At 62.4% G+C, this 21694-nt stretch carries 22 protein-coding genes and 1 pseudogene; 10 read left to right on the top strand and 13 right to left on the bottom strand.

Annotated features, from left to right (window positions below; genetic code table 11):
* Entirely contained in the window at positions 1 to 1464 is a 1464-nt protein-coding gene (locus HAV21_RS06080) for a right-handed parallel beta-helix repeat-containing protein (protein ID WP_166841023.1), read from the top strand.
* Positions 1465 to 1524: 60 nt separating this feature from the next.
* Here the strand turns inward: HAV21_RS06080 and HAV21_RS06075 are convergent, their stop codons facing one another.
* Positions 1525 to 1956 carry a universal stress protein gene (locus HAV21_RS06075; protein WP_011773004.1) on the bottom strand — a complete coding sequence of 144 codons (432 nt, stop codon included), beginning with the start codon at positions 1954 to 1956 and terminating at the stop codon, positions 1525 to 1527.
* 160 nt (positions 1957 to 2116) lie between these two features.
* Here HAV21_RS06075 and HAV21_RS06070 point away from each other — a divergent pair, with 160 nt between their 5' ends.
* Positions 2117 to 2923 (top strand): SDR family oxidoreductase, encoded by an 807-nt coding sequence (locus HAV21_RS06070; protein ID WP_166841021.1) that lies wholly within the window; start codon positions 2117 to 2119, stop codon positions 2921 to 2923.
* Positions 2924 to 3032: 109 nt separating this feature from the next.
* On the top strand, positions 3033 to 3242 hold the full coding sequence (locus HAV21_RS06065) for a dodecin (RefSeq protein WP_011773002.1): 210 nt from the start codon (positions 3033 to 3035) through the stop codon (positions 3240 to 3242).
* Between the two features lie 62 nt (positions 3243 to 3304).
* Here the strand turns inward: HAV21_RS06065 and HAV21_RS06060 are convergent, their stop codons facing one another.
* Positions 3305 to 4186, bottom strand: a complete 882-nt coding sequence (locus HAV21_RS06060; protein WP_166841019.1) for a helix-turn-helix transcriptional regulator — start codon at positions 4184 to 4186, stop codon at positions 3305 to 3307.
* 186 nt (positions 4187 to 4372) lie between these two features.
* Here HAV21_RS06060 and HAV21_RS06055 point away from each other — a divergent pair, with 186 nt between their 5' ends.
* The 5 genes and pseudogenes from HAV21_RS06055 to HAV21_RS06035 all read left to right on the top strand — a co-directional run bounded on the left by HAV21_RS06055 (position 4373) and on the right by HAV21_RS06035 (position 9106).
* The gene (locus HAV21_RS06055) at positions 4373 to 5194 is read left to right on the top strand and encodes an aldo/keto reductase (RefSeq protein ID WP_142937092.1); all 822 of its coding nucleotides are present in this window, start codon (positions 4373 to 4375) and stop codon (positions 5192 to 5194) included.
* 32 nt (positions 5195 to 5226) lie between these two features.
* Positions 5227 to 6198, top strand: coding sequence for an aldo/keto reductase (locus HAV21_RS06050; RefSeq protein WP_166841017.1), 972 nt, complete (start codon positions 5227 to 5229; stop codon positions 6196 to 6198).
* Positions 6195 to 7232 (top strand): NAD-dependent epimerase/dehydratase family protein, encoded by a 1038-nt coding sequence (locus tag HAV21_RS06045; RefSeq protein WP_166841015.1) that lies wholly within the window; start codon positions 6195 to 6197, stop codon positions 7230 to 7232. The genes HAV21_RS06050 and HAV21_RS06045 overlap by 4 nt, the downstream gene beginning before the upstream one ends.
* Positions 7229 to 8059 carry an aldo/keto reductase gene (locus HAV21_RS06040; RefSeq protein ID WP_166841013.1) on the top strand — a complete coding sequence of 277 codons (831 nt, stop codon included), beginning with the start codon at positions 7229 to 7231 and terminating at the stop codon, positions 8057 to 8059. Before HAV21_RS06045 ends, HAV21_RS06040 begins: the two co-directional genes overlap by 4 nt.
* Positions 8060 to 8061: 2 nt before the next feature.
* Positions 8062 to 9106: pseudogene (locus tag HAV21_RS06035) on the top strand (beta-propeller fold lactonase family protein).
* Positions 9107 to 9180: 74 nt separating this feature from the next.
* Here HAV21_RS06035 and HAV21_RS06030 read toward each other — a convergent pair.
* Entirely contained in the window at positions 9181 to 9411 is a 231-nt protein-coding gene (locus HAV21_RS06030) for a hypothetical protein (protein ID WP_142937095.1), read from the bottom strand.
* On the bottom strand, positions 9408 to 9605 hold the full coding sequence (locus HAV21_RS06025) for a hypothetical protein (RefSeq protein WP_142937096.1): 198 nt from the start codon (positions 9603 to 9605) through the stop codon (positions 9408 to 9410). Before HAV21_RS06025 ends, HAV21_RS06030 begins: the two co-directional genes overlap by 4 nt.
* Before the next feature lie 391 nt (positions 9606 to 9996).
* Here HAV21_RS06025 and HAV21_RS06020 point away from each other — a divergent pair, with 391 nt between their 5' ends.
* The gene (locus HAV21_RS06020) at positions 9997 to 12714 is read left to right on the top strand and encodes an alpha-amylase family glycosyl hydrolase (protein ID WP_243753170.1); all 2718 of its coding nucleotides are present in this window, start codon (positions 9997 to 9999) and stop codon (positions 12712 to 12714) included.
* An 82-nt stretch (positions 12715 to 12796) separates the two neighbouring features.
* Here the strand turns inward: HAV21_RS06020 and HAV21_RS06015 are convergent, their stop codons facing one another.
* Both HAV21_RS06015 and HAV21_RS06010 read right to left on the bottom strand, forming a co-directional pair.
* A complete protein-coding gene (locus tag HAV21_RS06015) occupies positions 12797 to 13837 on the bottom strand; it encodes a hypothetical protein (RefSeq protein WP_166841009.1) in 1041 nt (346 codons plus the stop codon).
* A gap of 5 nt (positions 13838 to 13842) precedes the next feature.
* The gene (locus tag HAV21_RS06010) at positions 13843 to 14352 is read right to left on the bottom strand and encodes a sigma-70 family RNA polymerase sigma factor (protein ID WP_142937099.1); all 510 of its coding nucleotides are present in this window, start codon (positions 14350 to 14352) and stop codon (positions 13843 to 13845) included.
* Between the two features lie 155 nt (positions 14353 to 14507).
* Between HAV21_RS06010 and HAV21_RS06005 the strand changes: the two genes are divergently transcribed.
* Entirely contained in the window at positions 14508 to 15485 is a 978-nt protein-coding gene (locus HAV21_RS06005; protein ID WP_166841008.1) for a serine hydrolase domain-containing protein, read from the top strand.
* A 1-nt stretch (position 15486) separates the two neighbouring features.
* On the opposite strand, the gene HAV21_RS06000 is transcribed toward HAV21_RS06005, so the two are convergent.
* The 7 genes from HAV21_RS06000 to HAV21_RS05970 form a co-directional block, all read right to left on the bottom strand.
* A complete protein-coding gene (locus tag HAV21_RS06000; RefSeq protein WP_166841006.1) occupies positions 15487 to 16530 on the bottom strand; it encodes a nickel transporter in 1044 nt (347 codons plus the stop codon).
* Positions 16530 to 17402 carry an urease accessory protein UreD gene (locus HAV21_RS05995; protein ID WP_208096414.1) on the bottom strand — a complete coding sequence of 291 codons (873 nt, stop codon included), beginning with the start codon at positions 17400 to 17402 and terminating at the stop codon, positions 16530 to 16532. Before HAV21_RS05995 ends, HAV21_RS06000 begins: the two co-directional genes overlap by 1 nt.
* Positions 17403 to 17661: 259 nt before the next feature.
* A complete protein-coding gene (gene ureG / locus HAV21_RS05990; protein WP_166841005.1) occupies positions 17662 to 18279 on the bottom strand; it encodes an urease accessory protein UreG in 618 nt (205 codons plus the stop codon).
* Positions 18280 to 18300: 21 nt separating this feature from the next.
* A complete protein-coding gene (locus HAV21_RS05985; RefSeq protein WP_166841003.1) occupies positions 18301 to 18972 on the bottom strand; it encodes an urease accessory protein UreF in 672 nt (223 codons plus the stop codon).
* Positions 18973 to 19113: 141 nt separating this feature from the next.
* On the bottom strand, positions 19114 to 19587 hold the full coding sequence (gene ureE / locus HAV21_RS05980; protein ID WP_166841002.1) for an urease accessory protein UreE: 474 nt from the start codon (positions 19585 to 19587) through the stop codon (positions 19114 to 19116).
* A gap of 7 nt (positions 19588 to 19594) precedes the next feature.
* Complete coding sequence (gene ureC / locus HAV21_RS05975; RefSeq protein ID WP_166841000.1) at positions 19595 to 21325, bottom strand: urease subunit alpha; 1731 nt, start codon at positions 21323 to 21325, stop codon at positions 19595 to 19597.
* The gene (locus tag HAV21_RS05970; protein ID WP_166840999.1) at positions 21322 to 21690 is read right to left on the bottom strand and encodes an urease subunit beta; all 369 of its coding nucleotides are present in this window, start codon (positions 21688 to 21690) and stop codon (positions 21322 to 21324) included. Before HAV21_RS05970 ends, ureC begins: the two co-directional genes overlap by 4 nt.
* Positions 21691 to 21694 lie beyond the last annotated feature (4 nt).

Genomic DNA, 21694 nt, shown 5'->3' with positions numbered 1-21694 from the left:
ATGGCGGACGCACAGAAACCGAACATTCGACGCCGGACCCTCCTAACCGCTGGACTCGCAGCTGGCACTCTGGCCTCCACCGGCCTCTTCAGCCCAGCAGTGGCGGCGCCGGCCACTGATGGTGCCCCATCCGGCGTCGATCCCCACGGTTGGGGCGAAGCCAGGTTGCCGGTGAACCGCGGGAGCGGAGGTTCCTGGACGTCGGCACCCGAGGGTTTCGCCGGCGTCGCAACCCACGGCCGCGACGGCACTACTGGTGGTGCGGGCGGCACGCTGGTCCACGCCAGAACCTCGGAACAACTCCGGGCTTTCGCGAAAAGTGCCGAGCCGCTGGTGGTGATCCTGCACGGCGAACTGGTGTTCGCGGAGTACGAGAAACTGACAGTGACCTCCAACAAGTCCTTCCTCGGCGCAGGCGCAGGGGCCGCAGTAGTCAATGCGGGTTTCAAACTGGTCAATGTCGCCAACGTCGTGTTCAGAAACTTCACGGTCCGGGACTCCTACATCCCCGGGGACTTTGTGGGGAAACGGCCTGACAATGACAGGGACGGGATCCAGGTGGACACCAGCACACACGTCTGGGTGGACCACATGCATTTCACCCGGCTGGGCGACGGCCTGGTGGATATCCGCAAGGACTGCGACAACGTCACGCTGTCCTGGAACGTCTTTTCAGACCACAACAAGGCCCTCGGAGAGGGCTGGACGCAGAACGTGGTCACCCGGGTGACGCTGCATCACAACTGGATCCGGAACACGCACCAGCGCAACGCCAGCCTGGACAATACGGCAGCCTCGCATGTCTACAACAACTATCTGGAGAACATCTCCAGCTACGGCATGCTCGGGCGGAACGCTGCCTTGCTGCTGGTGGAAGGAAACTACTTCCGGGATGTCCGGGACCCGCTTCACCACCAGGGGCCCGGCGGTGCGCTGGTGGCCCGTCATAACGTATTCGAGGAGTGCACCGGGAACACCGGCCAGGAACGGGGCATGGCGTTCGACGTCCCCTACTCCTATGACCTGACGCCCACCAAGGCCGTTCCGGCGCGGGTACGTGCCTTCGGAGGACCGTTGGGCGGGACCGAGCCGGCGCTTCGGGACGTCATCACCGTGGCGTTGGACGGAACGGGCGATTTTGCCAGCATCCGGGCGGCCGTTGGCGCAATCCCTGCGAATAACCCACGAGCTGTCACGGTGCTACTGCAACCGGGAATTTACCACGAGCCCTCGGTTATCTGGGGTGACCTCCGGAACATCACCCTGGCCGGGGCAACGGGAAATGCGGAGGATGTGGTCCTGAGCAACAGCGAAGGCGTTACCTTGCTGGTGGCTGCGGACGGTTCCGCCCTGCGGGACCTCACCGTCACGTCCGACACCCCTCAGCCCGGGCATGTCCTGCTGGTCAGGGGCAGCGGAGTGAGCCGTTCCAACGTGGTGGTGCTGAACGGCACGTCCAACTAAGTAGCAGCAGTGCGCGTTTTGAGCTCTGAGAACGCGCTCTGCTGCTACCTACATGGGTGGCTACGCCTCGACGTCGGTGTTCACGATGTACACGTCGCAGGGAGCACCGTGCGCCACGCTGTTGGCGATGCTGCCCAGGACGCGGCCCAGGCCCTTCATGCGCTTGTTGCCCACCACGATCAGCGAGGCGTTGTTGGTCTCGGCGTAGTTGATCAGGGCGTTGGCCGGAGTGCCGCGGGCTGCGAAGTACTTGATGTTGCCGGCAGGGACGTCCAGCTCTTCGGAGACCTTGCGGGCAACGTATTCCGCGGAGTCGGCCGAGGAAACGGTGATGCGGTCGCTGCCGCTGCCGAATTCTTCGATGCGGTCATCGGAGAAGCCGCTGATCACATGCAGCTCGGCGCCGAGTGCCGTGGCGAGCTTCGCTGCTGCCACTGCTGCGCGCTTGGCCGTCTCGCTGTTGTCAACGCCGACCACAATAACTTCTGACATGAGTACTCCTGGTTGTGGGGATTTGCTGGGTGCTGCTGCAAGAAATCTACACTCGATCTCCCTGCACCGGGATGACCCTTTCGCGCCGGGAGTGTTTACGGCCGGAATCACGGGGTAGGGATAAATCATCGGAACGACTACCCGACCGAAAGGCAACGCCATGAGCGACGAACCGTTTTCCCCGCAGACCGCCATCGTCACAGGATCGGATTCCGGCATAGGAAAGGCCACCGCGGTGGCGTTGGCCAAGGCGGGCATGGATGTGGGGATCACTTGGCACTCGGACCAACAGGGCGCTGAGGAAACTGCGGAGGAGGTCCGCGGTCTGGGCCAGAAAGCAGTGGTGCACCAACTGGACACCAGGGATGCCCGTGGAACGGCCGCAGCAATTGACAGTCTGGCTGAGGAACTTGGCGGCGTGGACGTCTTCGTCAACAACTCCGGAACCGGGGACGGCACCAAGTTCCTGGAGTTGGACTACGACACGTGGATGTCCACGTTGGATACCAACCTCAACGGCGCTTTCGTGGCCATGCAGACGGCAGCAAAGCGCATGGTGAAAGCCGGCCGAGGTGGGCGCATCATCGCGGTCACCAGCGTCCATGAGTTCCAGCCGAGAGTTGGGGCTTCGGCTTATGACGCGTCCAAGCATGGCCTGGGCGGCCTGATTAAGACCATGGCATTGGAACTCGCCCAGTACGGCATCACCGCCAACAACGTGGCACCCGGCGAAATCGCGACTCCCATGACGGGCCAGGAAGACGAGGATCCGAGGCAAAAGGAACGGCCGGGAGTCCCGTTGGGCCGGCCCGGAGATGCCCGAGAAGTCGCCGCCGTCATCGCGTTCCTCGCCTCACCGGCCTCCAGCTATGTCAATGGCGCTTCGTGGCCAGTGGATGGCGGAATGCTGCAGATGGGACCGCAGGCAGGCTCGCACATCACCAGCAACGACTGGCGCGAAAGCTAAGCCTGCACCACCTCTGGCCGCACGGTGATCCGTGGGCTAGTCTGCATGAACGGCCTGCCTGGCGGGCCTGAAATTTCCAAAGATTCGTATGACGTTGATGAGGAGCACCATGGCTGGCCACACATATAGCGTTTCCGAAATTGTAGGAACTTCCACCGAAGGCGTTGACGACGCGATCAAGAATGGCATCGCAACAGCCTCCCAGACCCTGCGGAACCTGGACTGGTTTGAGGTCAAGGAAATCCGCGGCCACCTTGAAGACGGCGCAGTGGCCGACTGGCAGGTCACCATCAAGCTCGGTTTCCGCCTGGAGCGCTGAACAGCCTAGGCGCTGATCACCTTCTCCACGGGACGGCAGTTAATGACAGTTCCAGGTTGTCATTAACTGCCGTCTCGGCGTGCGGGTTCGGGTGCGTTGACGGGCTCGGTGCCTACGTCACCCAAGCTGAGAAGCGTTAAAGCGTCCGACGACGGCGAGCCGGCCTTCGCGGAATAGATCCTCAGCATCTGGTCGGGGTCGTCCGGGAGACTCAGCGTCTCAAAGTTCAGTTCGAGGTCGCCCACGATCGGGTGGTGCAACCGCACAGTGCCTGCGGATCTGGAGGCCACCCTGTGCCCGGCCCACCATTGCCGGAAATGCTCGCTGTGCACGGCGAGCTCTCCCACCAGTTGGTTGGTTTGGGGATCGTTGGGGTGGCGGCCCACATCCATGCGCAGGGCACCCACAGCTTCAGCAGCCACGGTCTTCCAATCCCTGAACAGCTGCCCCGCCGCGGGATCCAGGATGATCCAGCGCGTCAAATTCCGTTCCGGAGCCGGAAGTGACGGAAAGTCGGTGAAGAGCAGGTAAGCAATCCGGTTTCCGGCCAGCACGTCCGCCCGCCGCCCCAACACCATGGCTGGTACGTCTCCCACGGCGTCCAGCAACTGCCGGAGTGCGGGCCTCACCTTTTGAACCGGGCCTGGGTTGCCTGCGGAACTGGCGCAGTGCTCCAGCAGGTCCATCATGTGCGCATGCTCCCCCGCGTCCAGTCGAAGTGCCCGGGCCACCGAGTCGAGGACCGCTTTGGACGGGTGGATGTTGCGGCCCTGCTCCAGACGTGTGTAGTAGTCGGTGCTCACTCCGGAAAGCCGGGCCACTTCCTCACGTCGGAGTCCGGGCACCCTGCGGGCACCACTGTTCTCCTGCGCTCCGGCGTCCTCGGGCGAGAGGCGGGCACGCATGACTTTGAGGAACTTACCGAACTCGGCGCTTTGACCCATCCGTCCATTCTGCCGTTCGAGGCGTGTGAAAGACCACCATTGTGGGTAGGACTACCAGACCTAGGAAAAACAGGATCACGCTGGGTTGCTGACTCTGACCCCAAAAGTGAATAGGCTCGGTACAGAGCCTCCGAAAACGCTTTCTGGAGTGTCACCACCGTAATCGTTCCGTCGAAGGAGACCGTCATGCCAGAGCTGACATTGAACAACGGCGTCACCATTCCCCAGCTTGGATTCGGCGTCTTCCAAGTACCTGCAGGAGAAACGCAGAAGGTAGTGGAAGACGCCCTGGAAGCCGGCTACCGCCACATCGACACCGCAGCCGCGTACCGCAACGAGGCCGGAGTAGGTGCTGCTGTTGCCGCCTCCGGCATTCCCCGGGAGGAACTTTTCATCACCACCAAGCTCCGCAACGGCGAGCAGGGCGAGGCATATGACGCCTTCCAACGCAGCCGCGACGCCTTGGGCCTTGAGGTCATTGACCTGTACCTGATCCACTGGCCTGTCCCTTCGCAGGGCCTCTACACGCAGGCGTGGAAGGAGATGGAGAAGCTGCATCAGGACAAGCAGATCCGGGCCATCGGCATTTCCAACTTCCTTCCCGACCACGTGGACGCACTGCTCAAGGAGGCAGAGGTGGTCCCGGCCGTCAACCAGATCGAAGTCCACCCAACGTTCCAGCAGGCCGAACTCGCCACCAAGTGCCGCGACCTGGGCATCGCCGTGGAGGCATACAGCCCGTTGGGCCAAGGCAAGGACCTGAACGCGGAGCAAGTGGCGCTGGTAGCCGCCGCCCACGGCACTACTCCTGCACAGGTGATCCTGGCCTGGCACCTCGCCCAGGGGACCATCGTGATTCCCAAGTCCGCGGACTCCAAGCGGATGCGTGAGAACTTCGGCGCAGCCGATCTCACTCTCACCGAATCGGAGCTGGCAGCTATTACGGCACTGGAGGCGGGCGCGCGCATCGGCTCCGATCCCGCCGTCGCAGCTTTCACCCAGCTCTAAAGCCCCACGAACAAAGCAAAGGACTCAACCACATGCAGTACACCCACCTGGGCCGTTCCGGCCTGAAAGTTTCCCGTCTTTGCCTGGGCACCATGAACTTCGGTCCGCAGACGGAGGAGGCAACGGCACACGCCATCATGGATTCCGCACTGGACTCGGGCATCAATTTCTTTGACACCGCCAACGTGTACGGCGGCACCGAGCACCGCGGCTGGACAGAGGAAATCATCGGCCGCTGGTTCGCCAAGGGCGGCGAGCGCCGCGAGCGTACGGTCCTAGCCACCAAGTTGTACGGCACCATGACGGACCGGCCCAACGAGTCCAAGTTGTCGGCACTCAATATCCGCCGGGCACTGGATGCGAGCCTTAAGCGGCTGCAGACGGACTACATCGACATCTACCAGTTCCACCACATTGATCGCGATACTCCGTGGGACGAGATTTGGCAGGCAATCGAGGTGGGCGTCCAGCAGGGCAAGATCCTCTACTCTGGCAGCAGCAACTTTGCCGGCTGGCACATCGCCCAGGCGCAGGAAGCGGCGCGCCGGCGGAACTACACCGGGCTGGTCAGTGAGCAGTCCATTTACAACCTGTTCCGGCGCGAAGTGGAGCTTGAGGTCATTCCGGCTGCGCAGAACTATGGCCTGGGCCTGATTCCTTGGTCTCCACTTCAGGGCGGGCTGTTGGGTGGCGTGCTGAAAAAGGAAGAGCAGGGTGTTCGCCGCGCTGAGGGCCGGGCATTGGAGACCCTCAAGAAGCACGAGGAGCAAATCCGCCAGTACGAGGATTTCGCGGACGATCTGGGCCACGCACCCGGAGATGTTGCGTTGGCTTGGCTTCTCCACCAGCCTGCGGTCACGGCTCCGATCGTTGGACCGCGTACCCAGGAGCAGCTGGATGCGGCCATCCGTGCCCTGGACGTCTCCTTGAACGAGGACGCCCTCAAGCGGCTGGATGACATCTTCCCGGGCCACCGCCCCGCCCCCGAAGATTACGCCTGGTGAGCGATCCCGCAAGCAGCCTGCTGCCTGCGGCAGACACCGTCTCGCCACGGAGCATCCTGTTCATCGGCGGCACGGGAGTCATCAGTGCGGCGGCGGCTGAACGCGCCGTCGCACTGGGCCACCGGCTGACCATCCTCAACAGGGGACGGTCAGCCGGGCGGCCGGTCCCCGACGGGGCGGAAGTGCTCCACGCGGATGTCCGGGATGCCGCCGCTGTGCGTGAGGTACTTCAGGTAAGGGAGTTCGACGCCGTTGCGGACTTTATCTCTTACACCCCGGATCAGGCGCGGGCCGGTGTGGAATTGTTCCGTGGGCGGACCGGACAGTACGTCTTCATCAGTTCTGCTTCGGCGTACCAGAAGCCGCCCACAACACTGCCCATCCGGGAATCGACGCCACTGAAGAACCCGTTCTGGCAGTATTCGCGGGACAAGATCGCCTGCGAGGAGGTGTTGTACGAGGCCTACCGTGAGCTGGACTTCCCGTTGACCGTGGTCCGGCCCTCCCACACCTATGACCGGACCAAGATCGCGATGGTGGGCGGTTGGACCGACATCCATCGCATGCGTGCGGGGATGCCCATCATGGTGCACGGTGATGGCACGTCGCTCTGGACGCTGACTCACAGCCGGGATTTCGCCAAGGCCTTTGTTGGCCTCCTGGGGCGGCCCCAAGCTGTGGGCGAGAGCTACACCATTACCTCGGACGAGTTCCTGCCGTGGAACCAGATTTACCGCCTGTTTGCGCGGGCGGCCGGGGTGGACGAACCGGAGCTGTTCCACGTTTCTTCGGACACCATTGCAGCCCACAGTCCCGAGCTCGGCCCCAATCTGTTGGGTGACCGCTCGCATTCCGTGGTGTTCGACAACTCCAAAATCAAAGCCCTTGTCCCTGATTACCGGGCCACGATTCCGTTCGCGGACGGTGCGCGCGAGATCGTGTCATGGCATGATCAGCATCCTGAGCTGCAGGTGGTTCACGAGGACTATATGGAGCTATGCGATCGGCTTTACGAAAGGAATGTGCGCGCATGACATCTGCCCCGCTCATTGAACTCAACGACGGCCACAAGATCCCCCAACTGGGCCTTGGCACGTGGCCGTTGAATGATGCCCAGGTTGCCGATGCCGTGGTGGAGGCGGTGTCGCACGGCTACCGGCACGTGGACACCGCAAAGAAGTACGGCAATGAGAAGGGCGTGGGCAACGGCATCCGTGCCTGTGGGGTGAGTCGCGAAGAACTCTTCATCACCACAAAATTAGATGGTGAATTCCAGGGTTCCGGAAAGGCCATTGCCGGGCTGGACGGCTGCTTGGAACGCTTGGGCCTGGAGTATGTAGACCTCCTTTTGATCCACTGGCCGCTCCCCCGCCGCGGTGAGTTCGTGTCCACCTGGAAGACCTTTGAGGAGCTGCAGAGCTCGGGCAAAGTGAGATCAATCGGTGTCTCCAACTTCAAGCCGGCCCACCTGGATCAGCTGTTGCGCGAAACGGATGTGGTGCCCGCGGTCAATCAGATCCAGGTCAGCCCCTCCATTCCTCGAACGGCTGCACGGGCTTTCAACCAGTCACATGGCATCATCACTGAGTCCTACAGCCCACTGGGTGCCAGCAGCGATCTTTTGAATGCTCCCGTGCTGGCCGGCATCGGCGAGAAGTACGGTAAAACACCTGGCCAGGTGGTGCTCCGCTGGCATGTCCAGCAGGGCTTGGTGGCCATCCCCAAGACCTCCAATCCGCAGCGCATGAGGGAGAACCTGGACGTTTTCGACTTCGAACTGGACCCCGATGACCTCACCAGGCTTCAAACCCTCGACGCCGGTCCGGACGCCGGCGTGGACTCCGACGTGCAGGGGCACTGACCATGGTTAGCCAGGAAACACTGATCTGGGTTGGTTCGTACACTGCCGACAGGAATGGCAAGGGCGAGGGCATCGCCGCACTTTCGGCTGATGACAATGGCCAGCTGACGTCCCTTGGCCTGGCGGTCCCCCGCCAACTCACCATCATTCCTTGCACTGCATCCGACGCTCCCGGCGGTCTACGCCGTCGCCGAGGAAGGTAAGACCGTGCGGGCTTATCGCCGGACCGGCGACGCTGAGTTGGAGGCATTCGGCGATCCTTGGCCCGCCGGTGAAGCAACGTGCCACGTGGCGGCTGATCCACAGGGACGTTTCATTGTGGCAACGTGCTGGGGCGACGGTCAGGTCATCCTTTACGAACTGGACGACGACGGCGCCATCACCTCGCGCACCAACGCGGCAGCCGCCGTCGATCCCCACTCTGCAACGACTCCGGACGGGGAGCGACCCAGCCGCGCGCACTCAAGCCTGATGCTGCCGGACGGCCGTGTGATGACCACGGACCTGGGACATGACCTGGTGAGGGTGTGGCGGTACGCGCCGGGCGAAGGCCTGCAGTTGGATCATCAGGTGATCCTGCCCAAGGGTTCCGGGCCACGGCACATGGCCCGCCATCACAGCGGAACCGTTGTGGTGGACACCGAATATTCAGTGGAAGTGGCAGCACTTCAGATGGAACCGGACGGTACTTACAGGCTGGCAACCATAGTTACGGCGAGCGCCACGGGTGCCAAAGAAGGCGACGCCGGAGCGGAGATCGCGTTGTCTCCCGACGGCCGTTTCGCGTATGTGGGCGTTCGCGGGTCCAACTCCATTTGCGTGGTGAAGGTATCCAACGGCGGGGCTGAACTGGAGCCCGTCGGGGAGGTACCGTGCGGCGGTGAGTGGCCGCGCCACCACTTGGTCCGCGAAGGCTGGCTGTACGTCGCCAACGAAGGCTCGGACGACGTCGTGAGCTTCAGGCTGGACCCGGCAACCGGACTGCCGGACGGTCCCGTGAGCCGTGTGGAGACGGGCTCTCCCAGCGTTCTGGTCCCCGCCGGTTAACTGACGCCGAGATGGCACTTGATGACAATCATCCGCTCAGACATTGTCATGTTGTGCCATCTCGGCGGGTCTTTTCAGGCTGTCCAGACCTCGACGTCGTCCGTTCCACAGATGAGCCTGCGGCCGGTCGGTTCGAGGATGACCCAGAGCAGTTCCTGGTGCTTGGAAACATCGTCCACGCGGCCGGTCCCGGCGCCCCACGCGACGTCGTAGATCCATACGGGATCGCCCGCGGCGAGCTCAGTCCACTCGGCCGCCGGCACGTGGCGGTAGTCGGCGGGCCTGTTCAGGATGGTGCTGGTCATGCCGACGCTTCAGCGGCGGTGCGGCGCCGCCAGACGGTGGGTACACCCTGGTGGGCCGGGAGGATGTGGCCTTCCGCGAAAACCTGGACGGCATCCGGATCGGAGTCCGGGCTCCAGAGACCCGACGCCGGGCAGTGGGAACCGGTAGGCATGACGCGGGTGGCTCGTTCGCGCAGGAGGGCGATGCTCTTCATCGTTGAAACTCATCCTTGGGGATAGATCGGGGGTGTTTTGTGAAGCAGATCTCTTCAACCCTATGCAAGTCACACGGGCTTGGTTATGGACGGATGCATAGCGTTTTGGAATGTGGCCATGCAAAGGCACAGTGAAAATCCCGCACGCTTTCGGGTAGAGCGCATGCAAACGCTTCCAGAAAGAGAGTTTTGGCGAGATCCTTCACAATTCGAAATACCCGGAACTCGTGGATTAAGCATACGGAAGCGCTTACAGTTGTGACTTGTCCCACAACACCTATATGCCACAGCACTGTCGCTTAGCGGAAGGTTTCATCACTTGCTATCTCGCAGCTATAGATCCAACGACTGCCCCCAGCGCCCACCACTGAACCGGATCGCCGCCGTCCTCATGACGACGGCGGTACTCACCGCCTCGGCCGTCCTCCCCGCAGGCGCCGCTCCCGTCCCCACGCCCGATCCCGCCGCCCAGCACTCCATCCGCGGCGGTATCAGCGATCAGAACTTCTACTTCGTCATGGCCGACCGCTTCAACAACGGTACAGCCGCCAACGACGACGGCGGGCTGGGTTCCGATCCGATGGTGTCCGGCTTCGATCCCAGCCGTAAGGGGTTCTTCAACGGCGGGGACTTGAAGGGTCTCCAAGACCAGTTGGACTACATCCAGGGGCTGGGCACCAACTCCCTCTGGCTCACACCAAGCTTCAAGAACAAGGCGGTGCAAGGCGACGGCACCCTGGCGAACAGTTCAGCCGGTTACCACGGGTACTGGGTCACGGACTTCACGCAGATCGACCCCCACCTTGGCACCAATGCCGAGCTGAAGACGCTCATTGACGCCGCCCACGCCCGTGGCATGAAGGTGTACTTCGACATCATCACCAACCACACCGCGGACGTCATCCAGTACCAGGAAACCGCCTCGGCGCCCTACATCTCCAAAGAAACCGAGCCTTACCGAACCGCTGCGGGCGAGGTCTTCGATGACCGCGACTACGCGGGAACGCAAGACTTCCCGGCCCTGGATGCCGCCACGTCCTTCCCGTACACACCTGTGGTCCCGGACGCGGAGAAAGAGGTCAAGGTTCCGTCCTGGCTGAACGACCCCACGCTCTATCACAACCGCGGCAACACCAACTTTGCCGGCGAGGACTCCCTTTATGGCGACTTCTTCGGCCTGGACGACCTCTTCACCGAGAACCCCAAAGTGGTCAACGGAATGATGGACGTCTACAAAACCTGGATCCGCGACTTCGGGATCGACGGTTTCCGCATCGACACCATGAAGCACGTCAATGACGAGTTCTGGCAGCAGTTCGGACCCCAGGTTCTCAGCTACGCCAAGGAACAGGGCAAGGACGAGTTCTTCATGTTCGGCGAGGTCTTCGATACCTCCAAGAGCATCACATCCAAATTCACCACCAGGAACCAGATGCAGGCCGTGCTGGATTTCGGGTTCCAAGGCGCAGCCCGCAGCTTCGCGTCCCAGAGCAGCAAAGCCACCGGCTTGGCGGACTTCTTCAACGGGGATGACTGGTACACGGACGCCGACTCCAACGTCTACCAATTGCCCACCTTCCTGGGTAACCACGACATGGGCCGCATCGGCACCTTCATCGCCCAAGACAACCCGGGCGCGTCCGACGCCGAACTGGTGGAACGTGACGAGCTCGCCCATGAGCTGATGTACTTCTCGCGCGGCAACCCCGTGATCTACTACGGCGACGAGCAAGGCTTCACCGGGGCCGGCGGAGACCAGGACTCGCGGCAGACCATGTTCGCCAGCAAGGTCCAGGAGTATCTGGATGATGATCTCCTGGGGACAAGCGCCACGCACGCCACCGACAACTTCGACACCCAGCACCCGCTGTACAAGAAAATCAGTGAACTCGCGGCCCTCGCAGCTGAACACCCCACGCTCCGAAGCGGTGCCCAGCAAAACCGCTACGCAGCCGACGGCGCCGGCATCTACGCGTTCTCACGCATTGATGCCAAAGAGCAGCGCGAGTACATCGTGGCAGTGAACAACAGCGAGACAGCCCAGACCGCGGCGATCCCCACATATGAAGCGAAACAGCCGTTCAAGCTGGTTTATGGTGACGCCGCCAAGAACATCAAGACCGGACAGGACGCCACACTGGCCGTTACCGTACCGCCGCTTTCCGCTGTGGTGTATGAAGCATCGGGGCGACTGGCCAAGTCCAAGGCAGCGCCCGGCGTCGTGCTTAAGAAGCCGGTCACCGCAGCTGGTGACGCCAGCCGCCTGAAGGTAACGGCCGACGTCGACGGTAACTCGTTCTATGAGGTCACGTTCCAAGCGCGCACGGCAGGTGGTGAGTGGACGGCGATCGGCACGGATGACAACGCCCCCTATCAGGTGTTCCATGACGTGTCATCCCTGGAGCCGGGGGCCTCGGTGGAGTACCGCGCGGTGGTGTTGGACAACCGCGGGCAGACGTCGGCGAGCGAGCCGAAGAGCGGTGTAGTGGGTGAGCCGACGCAACCTGAAACTGTCACCGTGGCCGGTAGCCTCAACACCGAGTTGGGCTGCACCGAGGACTGGCAGCCCAGTTGCGAACAGGGGCTCATGAGCTACGAGCCGACGCATCGGCTGTGGCAGCTGAGCGTGCCCAACCTTCCCGCGGGAACGTACGAGTTCAAGGCTGCGCTCAACGGCACCTGGGACGAAAACTACGGCGCGGGCGGTGAGCTCGACGGCCCCAACGTGGCGTTCACGCACACAGGCGGCGCAGTCACCTTCCTGTACGACCACGCCACCAATCTCATCAGCGCAGTCACCGCGGGCCAGCAGCCTGCAGCCGTTTCCGTGCCGGGAAGCCTGAACTCCGAGCTCGGTTGCGCTGGCGATTGGATGCCCGATTGCGCCCAGGCCCAGTTGTCCTTGGACGCCGCTGACGGACTCTGGAAGCTCTCCGTGCCCAACCTGGCCGCCGGCAGCTACGAGTTCAAGGCCGCCATCAACGGCTCCTGGGCTGAGAACTACGGCCTGGCCGGAGCCCCGAACGGCAGCAACATCGCATTGAAGCACGACGGCGGCCCGGTCACCTTCCGGTACGACCCCGCCAGCCACCTGGTGACTGTCCGCTAACCCACCTGTCCGCTAACCCAAGTAGATAGCAGTTGAGGCCGTTTTGAACGCTCAAAACGGCCTCAACTGCTACTCAGATGGGCTACTTGTAGCTCAGGCTCAGGAACATCGCCTTCAGCTGGGCATATTGGGTGCTGCCCATCCAGGCCTTGGCCGCCTCCGGGGTTGCGAAGGCGGGGTTCTTGCTGGGATCGAACACCGCGTAAGCACTCATGATGCCGTTTGGTACGCGGACCTGGTTGGTCCCGGAGGAACTTACTCCGGCCTTGAGCTCGGAGGACACCCGTACATCCATGATGTACGTCGGAGGTCCATCGGCAGGTCCCGTTCGGGGTGAGGGCATTCCCTCGTAGGGGGGCCCTTCGTAGGGAATGTACTGAGACTGGTTAGAGGAGAAACCGAACTCCACCAGCTCACCCGAGTTGTCGCGAACGCCCGGCACTACAGCCCGGTCCAGAATGGTTCGGTCCACCAAACCAGCAGTCCCATCCGCGTAGTTACCATTGAACACACGGGCTACCTCTGCCCCAGCGGCATCAAAGACAGTCACAATGCGCGAGGCTTCCGCAGTCCCGGGAGGATCGAATGGTCCTTGGTCCGCCCGGATACTCCAGCCGACCGGATAGGTGAAGGACAAATGCCCGTCCGGGAAGGTATAGGTCTGGCTGGTGGGTGCCTGCACGGGTGGCACCACTGGCGCCGAGGCCACTGCTGGCGGTGTGGTGGGTGCGGGCGGGGTGGTCACCGGCGCGGCCACCGTGGGCGTCGCTGACGGCGTCGCCGAAGGCGTCGCAGTGGGCGTGGGCGTCGGGGTTACGGTAGGCGTGGGCGTGGAGCTTTGGAGTGTCACAGCGGGCAAGGGATTGGAACTGACTGTCTCGAAGCTTGAGGCAACCAGCACCCCCGCAGTCACGGCAGCAGCGCCGAGCAACAGTCCGCCCGCAATCTGGGCCTTGCGGCGCCTGCGCTGTTCCAGGGACGTCACTGCCGCGAGTGGGCTGTTGTCGCTGAACACGGTGGTGCCGGAAAGGATTTTGTGCAGCGCTTCTTCGCCGTTGGGTTCCGCCACGGGATCGATAGTGAGCGGGTCAATCGCTGATATCTGGTTCTTGATCGGATCCATTGTCTTCAGACCCCCATCTTCTGTGTAGTCGAGTTGGCCCCTGCAGGCAGATGCTTCCGGAAAGCTGTGCGGGCTCGGTGAAGGCGGACTTTTGCCGCCGATTCGCTGCACTGCAGCACTTTCGCGATGTCGGCAATCCCCAGGTCGTCCCAGTAGGCCATCTGCAAAATGTCGCGGTCCTTTTCCCGCAGTGCTTCCATTGCGTCCTGGACAGCAACATTCTCGGAGTCGCCACCAAAGCGCTGGACCGCCGTCGTCCGCAGCTTTTCCTGCAACGCCAGGCGCCTATCGCGGCTCCTGTACGCATTTCCCACAAGGTTCCTTGCAACCGTCAGGAGGTACGGAAGGTCCGGGTGTGAGTCATCGCTCCACTTCTGCCATACGACGCGGAAAACGTCGGCCGCGATTTCCTCAGCTACGTCCGCGGATTCAACACGTCGGCAGACGAACTTGAACACGGATGGGTAGCTGTCTTTGTGAATGGCGATGAACGCCAATTCGCGCTCTGAAAGCACGATTGTTCCCCCTGATAATTAGAGCCCTGAACTGCAGGATACTTGTATAGTTTCCGGCCGGGCTGCCAAGGTTACATGGGTGGCAAGTTTCTTCCGGCGTCCACGATAAATTCGATGCAGCAACCCCGGACCCCGAACGAAGGCGTGAACAGGCAATGGTGGAAATAGGACCCGCAGCGGACTGGGCCCGCAAGCAGGTAGAGCTCAAACGCGTGCCGGTCGCGGTGCTGGGCATTGCCTCAAGCCAAGGCATTGAGGACATTGTGGCGTTCGGTTCCGACGACGGCCGGCATGCTGCAGTCGATGATCACTTTGCGCTGTTCTCGGTCACCAAACCGATCACGGCCCTGACGGTCATGCGGCAAGTTGAGTTGGGGAAACTTTTCCTTGGCGCCTCGTTGGGTGACGCCCTGCCGGGCTTTGGCACCGGCCGCACCGATACCGTGACGCTTGAGCAGCTACTCAGCCACCGATCCGGAATCTCAGACCCGGCGCTCGACGGCGGCACTCCCCTCCGCGAAGCCCTCACCGCCGCGGATCAAGCCTTTTACGCCGGATCTCTGGTGCAATACTGCAACATCGCCTTTGAGGGTGCAGCGGCGATGGCCGAGTGGTCAGGCGGAGTTCCGTTCGAGAACCAGCTCCTGGCGTTGGCCGCCGATACCGGGGCGCACGGGCTCACGTTCAACACGGACTCCAACCCGCACACCGTCCACGGCGCCTACGCAGCTGGCCTTGATATCCAGGCCATGTACAAAAACAGGCATCCAGGAGCCGGGCTCTTTGGAACGGCCGCCGACCTGCTCAATCTGGGTTCAGAGCTGCTGGGGGGTTCCGGAAAAGCCGTCCGGCCCGCCACGCTTGCCGCCATGCGTCGCCCCCGCACCACTGAGGTTTCGCACATCACCACCCGGCCCGAGCCCATCCGCCACACAGGGCTGGGATTCCAGATGCCCGCCAATGAGTCCGAGCTGTTCGCGCAGGGGACTTATGGGCATCCGGGCTGGTCAGGCACTGAGTGGTGGATGCTCCCCGAGCAGGACCGCTGCGTGGTGTTCCTGACCAACGTGCTGGACACCCCGGACCTTGGGGTGGACACCAACGAGCTTTTCAACGCAGTGGCGGTCTCCTAGCCTAACTAAGTCGCACGCTCCGGCCACGCCACGCTGATACGGCCCAGACGATCACGAACAGTCCCACCAGGATCAGGCCCGCGTCGCCAAGGTCAATGCTGCCGAGCCACGTGGTCAGCGGATCCTCGAGTTCAAAGGCGGAATTCACGAAACCACCGAGCGTGATCACGGCGATGAACAACGCCGAAACGGCCGAAATGCCAGTGATGACGGCGTTGAAGCCGAGCTTGCGCTTCGGGTTGTGGATGGCCGATCTGTACATTTTCATCATGGCCACGCCGTTGACTGAATCGCACAGGGTCATGGCGGCCGTGAACGCGAGCGGCAGAGCCATCAAGGCGAGCGGCGAGACCCCGGCGAGTGACGCCGTCGTGGTGATGACCAGCAGCCCGATGGTGGTGGCGGTATCGAACCCCAGCCCGAACAGGAAACCAATGACGTAGATGTTCCGCGGCCGCTCCACTTTGGACAGCGGTTTGGCCAGCAGCCGGGCCACAAAGCCCTTCGCTTCAAGGTCTTCGGTACGCACTTCACCGCCGCGCTGCACCTGACGGTAAACGTTCGTGGCGCGGACGAACGCCGAGCCGTTGAACAAGCCCATGGCCAGCAGGAACAAGCCGGACACTCCGCTGCCGATCAGGCCCAGCACTTTGTTGCCCGTGGTGCCGTCCTCCATGAACTGCCCAATCAACGTGGCACCCGCCACCACCAGCAGCCCGGCCAGGATCACCACGGAGCTGTGGCCCAGGCTGAAGGCAAAACCAACACTCACGGGGTCTTTGTGCTGCGCCACGAATTTGCGGGTGGAGTTGTCGATCGCCGCGATGTGGTCCCAGTCGTAACTGTGCTTGATCCCGGCCATGTAAGCGGTGATCACCAGCCCCAGCGCCAGTGGCTGCGCGCCACCGGTTGTACCAACAAGCAACAGCACGACGGCGGCGAGATGCAACGCGGCAACGGCACCGAAGGTGAACAGCAGCCGGGTCCGCAGGGACAACTGCTCCCGCTCCCGGTACATGGTGGCGAACTCGGTCAGCGCAGTCATCAATACTTCCTCAGGTTCAAAGGCGCCTGCCCAAACCAGCGTTCCCTCAGAACACCGGTGCAGACACCCAGTAATGTGTTGAGTTCCTCAGTGCTGTTCGACAACGATCGCAGCACAAGCCCGGTACTCCCGGCAATAGTCATGGTCAAAGAAACTCCGGTGTACGCGTCAAAATCACGGATCAGGTGGTGCATCTCGTCAGCGAGCGCTTGATCCACCCGCGGGTCCACCACCACCAAAGACCCCAGGTGGCTGAAGCCTTCCATGAACCCCATCCCGGTGACGTCGTTGAGGGGTGGCCGGATCAGAAGGTTGTCCAGCGCCAACAGCTTCCCACCGTTTAGGTCCTCGATCCAGATCTCGTTGCGCAGCCGCACCTCCTCATACTTGAAGGACGCGCCGTCCGGCGACCACCCCGGTGTGATGACCTCAGCCATGACTAGGCTCGACGTCGGGTGGAGACTGATGCGCGAATTCTGCCGGTAGCTCGCCTCCCGGTACGCGATCAACTGATCCGGCATCAACTCCAGCCGCGAGCCCTCCCCCATTTTGATGGTCATCCGCTGCTCAGCGAATGAGCCCGGAGTCCTGTACACCTTGGTTGCCGACTGCGTGGTCAGCAACAGCTCAGCCCCCGCCTCAACCTCCACGTCAATAACAAACAGATCGGCCCCAAGATACGCACCCCCGGGATTGACCATGACATAACAAACCTGCCCGCTCTGATCCAGGTAATGCGGCCTGAGCACCCTCAAAGCCCCCTCATGAAACTGCCGCGAAGCAACGGACCTACCGCCCCGCACAGAAACCCCAAGCTCCAACCGCCCCCGCACCGGCCCTTCGCCCAAGGCCAACGTGGATTCGGGCCCCAGGTTCCCCCAAGGGCTGGAGTCGATGCTCGGGACCACTACGTGCGTGCTCACACGTCACCCACGCAAGGTGACTGAATCGCTGCGGCGCCGAATATATGGGGTGGCGTGGCGGGCTCGTTGCCCGCGGGTGGGTTAACCGTAGAGGCGGCGGAGCCGGGTGATAGGGGCCGCGGCGTGGTGGGCACCGCGAAGCGGGCACGGCCCCTATCACCCGGTGTAGCCGCCGGACTTTCGCCGACCGCCGAGCGGGAAAGCCCGATCACGACGCCAAGTCGAGCATCAGGACATCGCGGCGGATCCAGTTGAGGACCTCGTCCAGGCCTTCGTCCGTTTTGAGGTTGGTAAAGCAGAACGGCTTGTTGCCGCGGAACTCTTTGGAGTCCCTCTCCATGACGGCGAGGTCTGCCCCTACGTGGGGTGCCAGGTCTGTTTTGTTGATGATGAAGAGGTCGGATTTGATCATGCCTTGGCCGGCTTTGCGGGGGATTTTTTCGCCTTGGGCTACGTCGATGATGTAGATGGAGAAGTCGACGAGTTCTGGGCTGAAGGTGGCGGAGAGGTTGTCGCCTCCGGATTCGACGAAGATGACTTGCAGGTCAGTATGCCGGGTTTTTAGTTCTTCGATGGCCGCGGTGTTCATGGAGGTGTCTTCGCGGATGGCGGTGTGGGGGCAGCCGCCGGTTTCGACGCCGATGATCCGGTCTTCGGGGAGGATGCCGTTGGCGGCGAGGATTTTGGCGTCTTCGATGGTGTAGATGTCGTTGGTGATGGCGGCCATAGAGATGTCGCGGCTCATGTGCCGGGTGATGCGTTCAACGAGCTGGGTTTTGCCTGCTCCGACGGGTCCGCCGACGCCGATTTTGATGGGTTCTGTCATGTTGTCTGTCCTTTGCACTTGCTAGCTCATGAACATGCGGGCACGTTGCCGTTCGTGCCGCATTTGTGAAATTTCGAGGCCGGGGCTGACGGCCCCAAAGTCGTCCCAGCACAGCTGTGCTACATCGTGGATGGCGGCAGCAACGGCGTCGTGCGCGTCCCGAAGTACCCGCTGCCCGGCGTTCTGCCCGAGCGGTATGGCACGCACGGCGTTCTGGGTCAGCGAAGTCACGGTGGCAAACAGATAGGCAGACAACGCCGCCTCAAAGGGAACCCCCAAAGACCGCGCAATGACGCCAAAAGCCAACGGTTGATGCCCCGAGGCCAACCCCGCCCGAACAAGCCCCCTATACTCTTCCAACTCAGCCGACGGGAACACCTCGCCACCAATCTCCAGAAGCCGTCCCCCCATTTTGAGCGAGGCCTCCCGCACTTCCCGAGCCAACAACTGAGCAGACAACACCCCATCCAACAAGCCAACATCCACCCCCTCATAAAGAAAGCGAACGGCCAACCCATCGGAATAGACCAACTGCTGCCCCACAAAAGCACCCAACCACTTCCCAAAAGTGATCTCATCACGAACCAACTCACGGTGGATGTAGCTCTCAAACCCCAAAGAATGAGCAAACGCCCCCGTAGGCAAAGCTGAGTCAGTCAACTGTTGAAGAGCAAGCTGATATGTCGGGCTCAAGCCGCACCGCCGCCGGTGCGGTCTGTGCGCTGGAGCGGAGCTGGGAAGGGGGCCGCGGCGTGGCGGGCATCGCGAAGCGGGCACGGCCCCCTTCCCAGTGGAGCGCAAGCGCGCGCACCCAACCTGATGCGACGCATGACTCTAGTGCGAATGCTCTGCATGGCGGAATGGCACCGGCATGACCCGCTCTTGCCTGTCGTAGGGGACGCCGACGCTCTTCAAATAGTCTTCGACCGTGTGGTCGTACTGGCACACCATGACTTCGGCCCCGTATTCAGACGCAGCGTCGAAGAACTGTGCCTGCAAATGCCGGTTGCCGAGCGAATGTGCCACGACGCCCATTTCGTGGATGCTCCGTGGCCCGATCACCAGGACGTCGGTGGGCAGTACTGAGATGACGATGAGGTTGGTGTCAGTGACGGCAAGGATGTCGCCGTCTCGGAGGTCCCCGGTGCCGCTGGGGAGCCGGATGCCGAGTTCTTTGCCGTGATCGGTGGTGACGCGTTGGATGCGTTTGACGAGGAGGGCGCTGGGCAGCACTACTTTTTCTTTGTGGTGGCCGGCGTAGTCGCTGGGCTGGTCGTGCAGGTTGCCGAGGATTTTCTCGATGATCATGTGGGTCCTAGAAGAGGAAGTAGCGCTGGGCCATGGGCAGCACGTCGGAGGGCTGGGAGGTGACTTCGACGCCGTCGACGGTTACCTTGTAGGTTTCGGGGTCGACGGCGATGTCCGGGGTTTCGCCGTTGTATTTCAGATCCGCTTTGGTGAGGTTGCGGATGCCGGAGACGGGTTTGATGATGCGTTCGAGGCCGAGGTCTTCCGGCACTCCGGCGTCAATGGCTGCCTGGGACAGGAACGTGATGGACGTCTGCTGGAGGGCCTTGCCGTAGGTTGCGAACATGGGCCGCATGGTGCGGGGCTGGGGTGTGGGGATGGACGCGTTGGCGTCGCCCATCAGGGCGTAGGCAATCTGGCCGCCCTTGATGACAAGTTCGGGTTTTACGCCGAAGAAGGCGGGATCCCAGAGGACGAGGTCCGCGAATTTGCCCTCTTCCACGGACCCGATGACGCCTGCCATGCCCTGCGCGATGGCAGCGTTGATGGTGTATTTGGCCACGTAGCGTTTGAGCCGGAAATTGTCGGATTCGGCGGATCCGTGCGGGGCACCTGAGGGATCCTTCAGCACGCCGCGCTGCCTTTTCATGGCGTCGGCTACTTGCCACGTCCGGGTCACGACTTCACCCACACGCCCCATGGCCTGGGAGTCGGAGGATGTGATGGCGAAGATTCCGAGGTCGTGCAGGACGTCTTCGGCGGCGATGGTTTCGGCACGGATGCGGGAGTCGGCGAAGGCCACGTCTTCGGGGATGTCCGGGTTGAGGTGGTGGCAGACCATGAGCATGTCCAGGTGCTCTTCGATGGTGTTTTTAGTGTAGGGCAGCGTGGGGTTGGTGGAGGCAGGAAGCACGTTGGGCAGCCCGGCGATCTTGATGATGTCCGGGGCGTGCCCGCCGCCCGCGCCTTCGGTATGGAACGTGTGGATGACCCGTCCATCGATCGCGCGAATGGTGTCTTCCACGAAGCCGCATTCGTTGAGGGTGTCCGTGTGGATGGCTACCTGGACGTCGTATTCGTCGGCCACCCGCAGGGACATGTCAATGGAGGACGTGGTGGAGCCCCAGTCCTCGTGGACTTTGAGTCCTACGGCACCGGCGCGGATCTGCTCCGCGAGGGGCTCGACGGCGGATGCGTGGCCCTTCCCGAACAGGCCGATGTTGACAGGGAGCCCCTCGGCGGCCTGCAGCATGCGCGAGATGTGCCAGGCGCCGGGGGTGATGGTGGTGGCTTTGGTTCCTTCGGCGGGGCCGGTGCCGCCGCCCACCATGGTGGTGATTCCGTTGCACAGGGCTGCGGGGACCTGCTCCGGGGAGATGAAGTGGATGTGGGTATCGATGCCGCCGGCTGTGAGGATCTTCCGTTCGCCCGCGATGATTTCCGTGCTGGCACCGATCACGATGTCCACGCCGTCGGCGATCTGTGGGTTGCCGGCCTTGCCGATTTTGAAGATGTGGCCGTCTTTGAGGGCGACGTCGGCTTTGTAGATACCCGTGTAGTCCAGGACGATCACGTTGGTGATCACGGTGTCCGGGATGTCTTCAGCCCGCGTGAGCTGGCCGTTCTGACCCATTCCGTCGCGAATCACTTTGCCGCCGCCGAACACCACTTCTTCGCCGTAAGCCGTGTAGTCCTTCTCAATCTCCAGGAACAGCTCTGTGTCGGCAAGACGGATGGCGTCGCCGGTGGTGGGGCCGTAGAGTTCGGCGTACTGCTTGCGGGGAATCTCGAAGCTCATTGGTGGTCCCTCTCCGCTGCGACGCCCGGGCGGGGTTCCCCGGTTACTGAAGTTCCGCCGTCGAGCTTTCCGTTAACTGCATTGCTGAGGCCGTGCACCTCGCGCGTCCCCGCGAGTTCGATCAGTTGGACCGTCTTCCTGTCCCCCGGCTCGAACCGTGCGGCAGTACCCGCGGGGATGTCCAGCCGACGGCCATAGGCGGCTTCGCGGTCGAATTCCAGGGCCCTGTTGGCCTCGGCAAAGTGATAGTGCGAACCGACCTGCACGGGGCGGTCGCCGCGGTTCACAACCTCGACGGCGATCGCCTGGCGGCCGCTGTTACACACGACGGAACCTGGCTGGAGCCTGTATTCACCGGGGATCATGGGG

It is taken from the genome of Paenarthrobacter sp. MSM-2-10-13 (assembly GCF_011605365.1).
In the GTDB taxonomy this organism is placed as follows: domain Bacteria; phylum Actinomycetota; class Actinomycetes; order Actinomycetales; family Micrococcaceae; genus Arthrobacter.
The sequence above is the reverse complement of the archived record's forward strand: the minus strand, read 5'-3'. Positions and strand labels throughout refer to the sequence as shown.

Coding starts and splice junctions, on each gene's coding strand:
- HAV21_RS06080 (WP_166841023.1), top strand. CDS start 1: ATGGCGGACGCACAGAAACCGAACATTCGACGCCGGACCCTCCTAACC.
- HAV21_RS06075 (WP_011773004.1), bottom strand. CDS start 1,956: ATGTCAGAAGTTATTGTGGTCGGCGTTGACAACAGCGAGACGGCCAAG.
- HAV21_RS06070 (WP_166841021.1), top strand. CDS start 2,117: ATGAGCGACGAACCGTTTTCCCCGCAGACCGCCATCGTCACAGGATCG.
- HAV21_RS06065 (WP_011773002.1), top strand. CDS start 3,033: ATGGCTGGCCACACATATAGCGTTTCCGAAATTGTAGGAACTTCCACC.
- HAV21_RS06060 (WP_166841019.1), bottom strand. CDS start 4,186: ATGGGTCAAAGCGCCGAGTTCGGTAAGTTCCTCAAAGTCATGCGTGCC.
- HAV21_RS06055 (WP_142937092.1), top strand. CDS start 4,373: ATGCCAGAGCTGACATTGAACAACGGCGTCACCATTCCCCAGCTTGGA.
- HAV21_RS06050 (WP_166841017.1), top strand. CDS start 5,227: ATGCAGTACACCCACCTGGGCCGTTCCGGCCTGAAAGTTTCCCGTCTT.
- HAV21_RS06040 (WP_166841013.1), top strand. CDS start 7,229: ATGACATCTGCCCCGCTCATTGAACTCAACGACGGCCACAAGATCCCC.
- HAV21_RS06030 (WP_142937095.1), bottom strand. CDS start 9,411: ATGACCAGCACCATCCTGAACAGGCCCGCCGACTACCGCCACGTGCCG.
- HAV21_RS06025 (WP_142937096.1), bottom strand. CDS start 9,605: ATGAAGAGCATCGCCCTCCTGCGCGAACGAGCCACCCGCGTCATGCCT.
- HAV21_RS06020 (WP_243753170.1), top strand. CDS start 9,997: ATGACGACGGCGGTACTCACCGCCTCGGCCGTCCTCCCCGCAGGCGCC.
- HAV21_RS06015 (WP_166841009.1), bottom strand. CDS start 13,837: ATGGATCCGATCAAGAACCAGATATCAGCGATTGACCCGCTCACTATC.
- HAV21_RS06005 (WP_166841008.1), top strand. CDS start 14,508: ATGGTGGAAATAGGACCCGCAGCGGACTGGGCCCGCAAGCAGGTAGAG.
- HAV21_RS06000 (WP_166841006.1), bottom strand. CDS start 16,530: ATGACTGCGCTGACCGAGTTCGCCACCATGTACCGGGAGCGGGAGCAG.
- ureG (WP_166841005.1), bottom strand. CDS start 18,279: ATGACAGAACCCATCAAAATCGGCGTCGGCGGACCCGTCGGAGCAGGC.
- ureE (WP_166841002.1), bottom strand. CDS start 19,587: ATGATCATCGAGAAAATCCTCGGCAACCTGCACGACCAGCCCAGCGAC.
- ureC (WP_166841000.1), bottom strand. CDS start 21,325: ATGAGCTTCGAGATTCCCCGCAAGCAGTACGCCGAACTCTACGGCCCC.
- HAV21_RS05970 (WP_166840999.1), bottom strand. CDS start 21,690: ATGATCCCCGGTGAATACAGGCTCCAGCCAGGTTCCGTCGTGTGTAAC.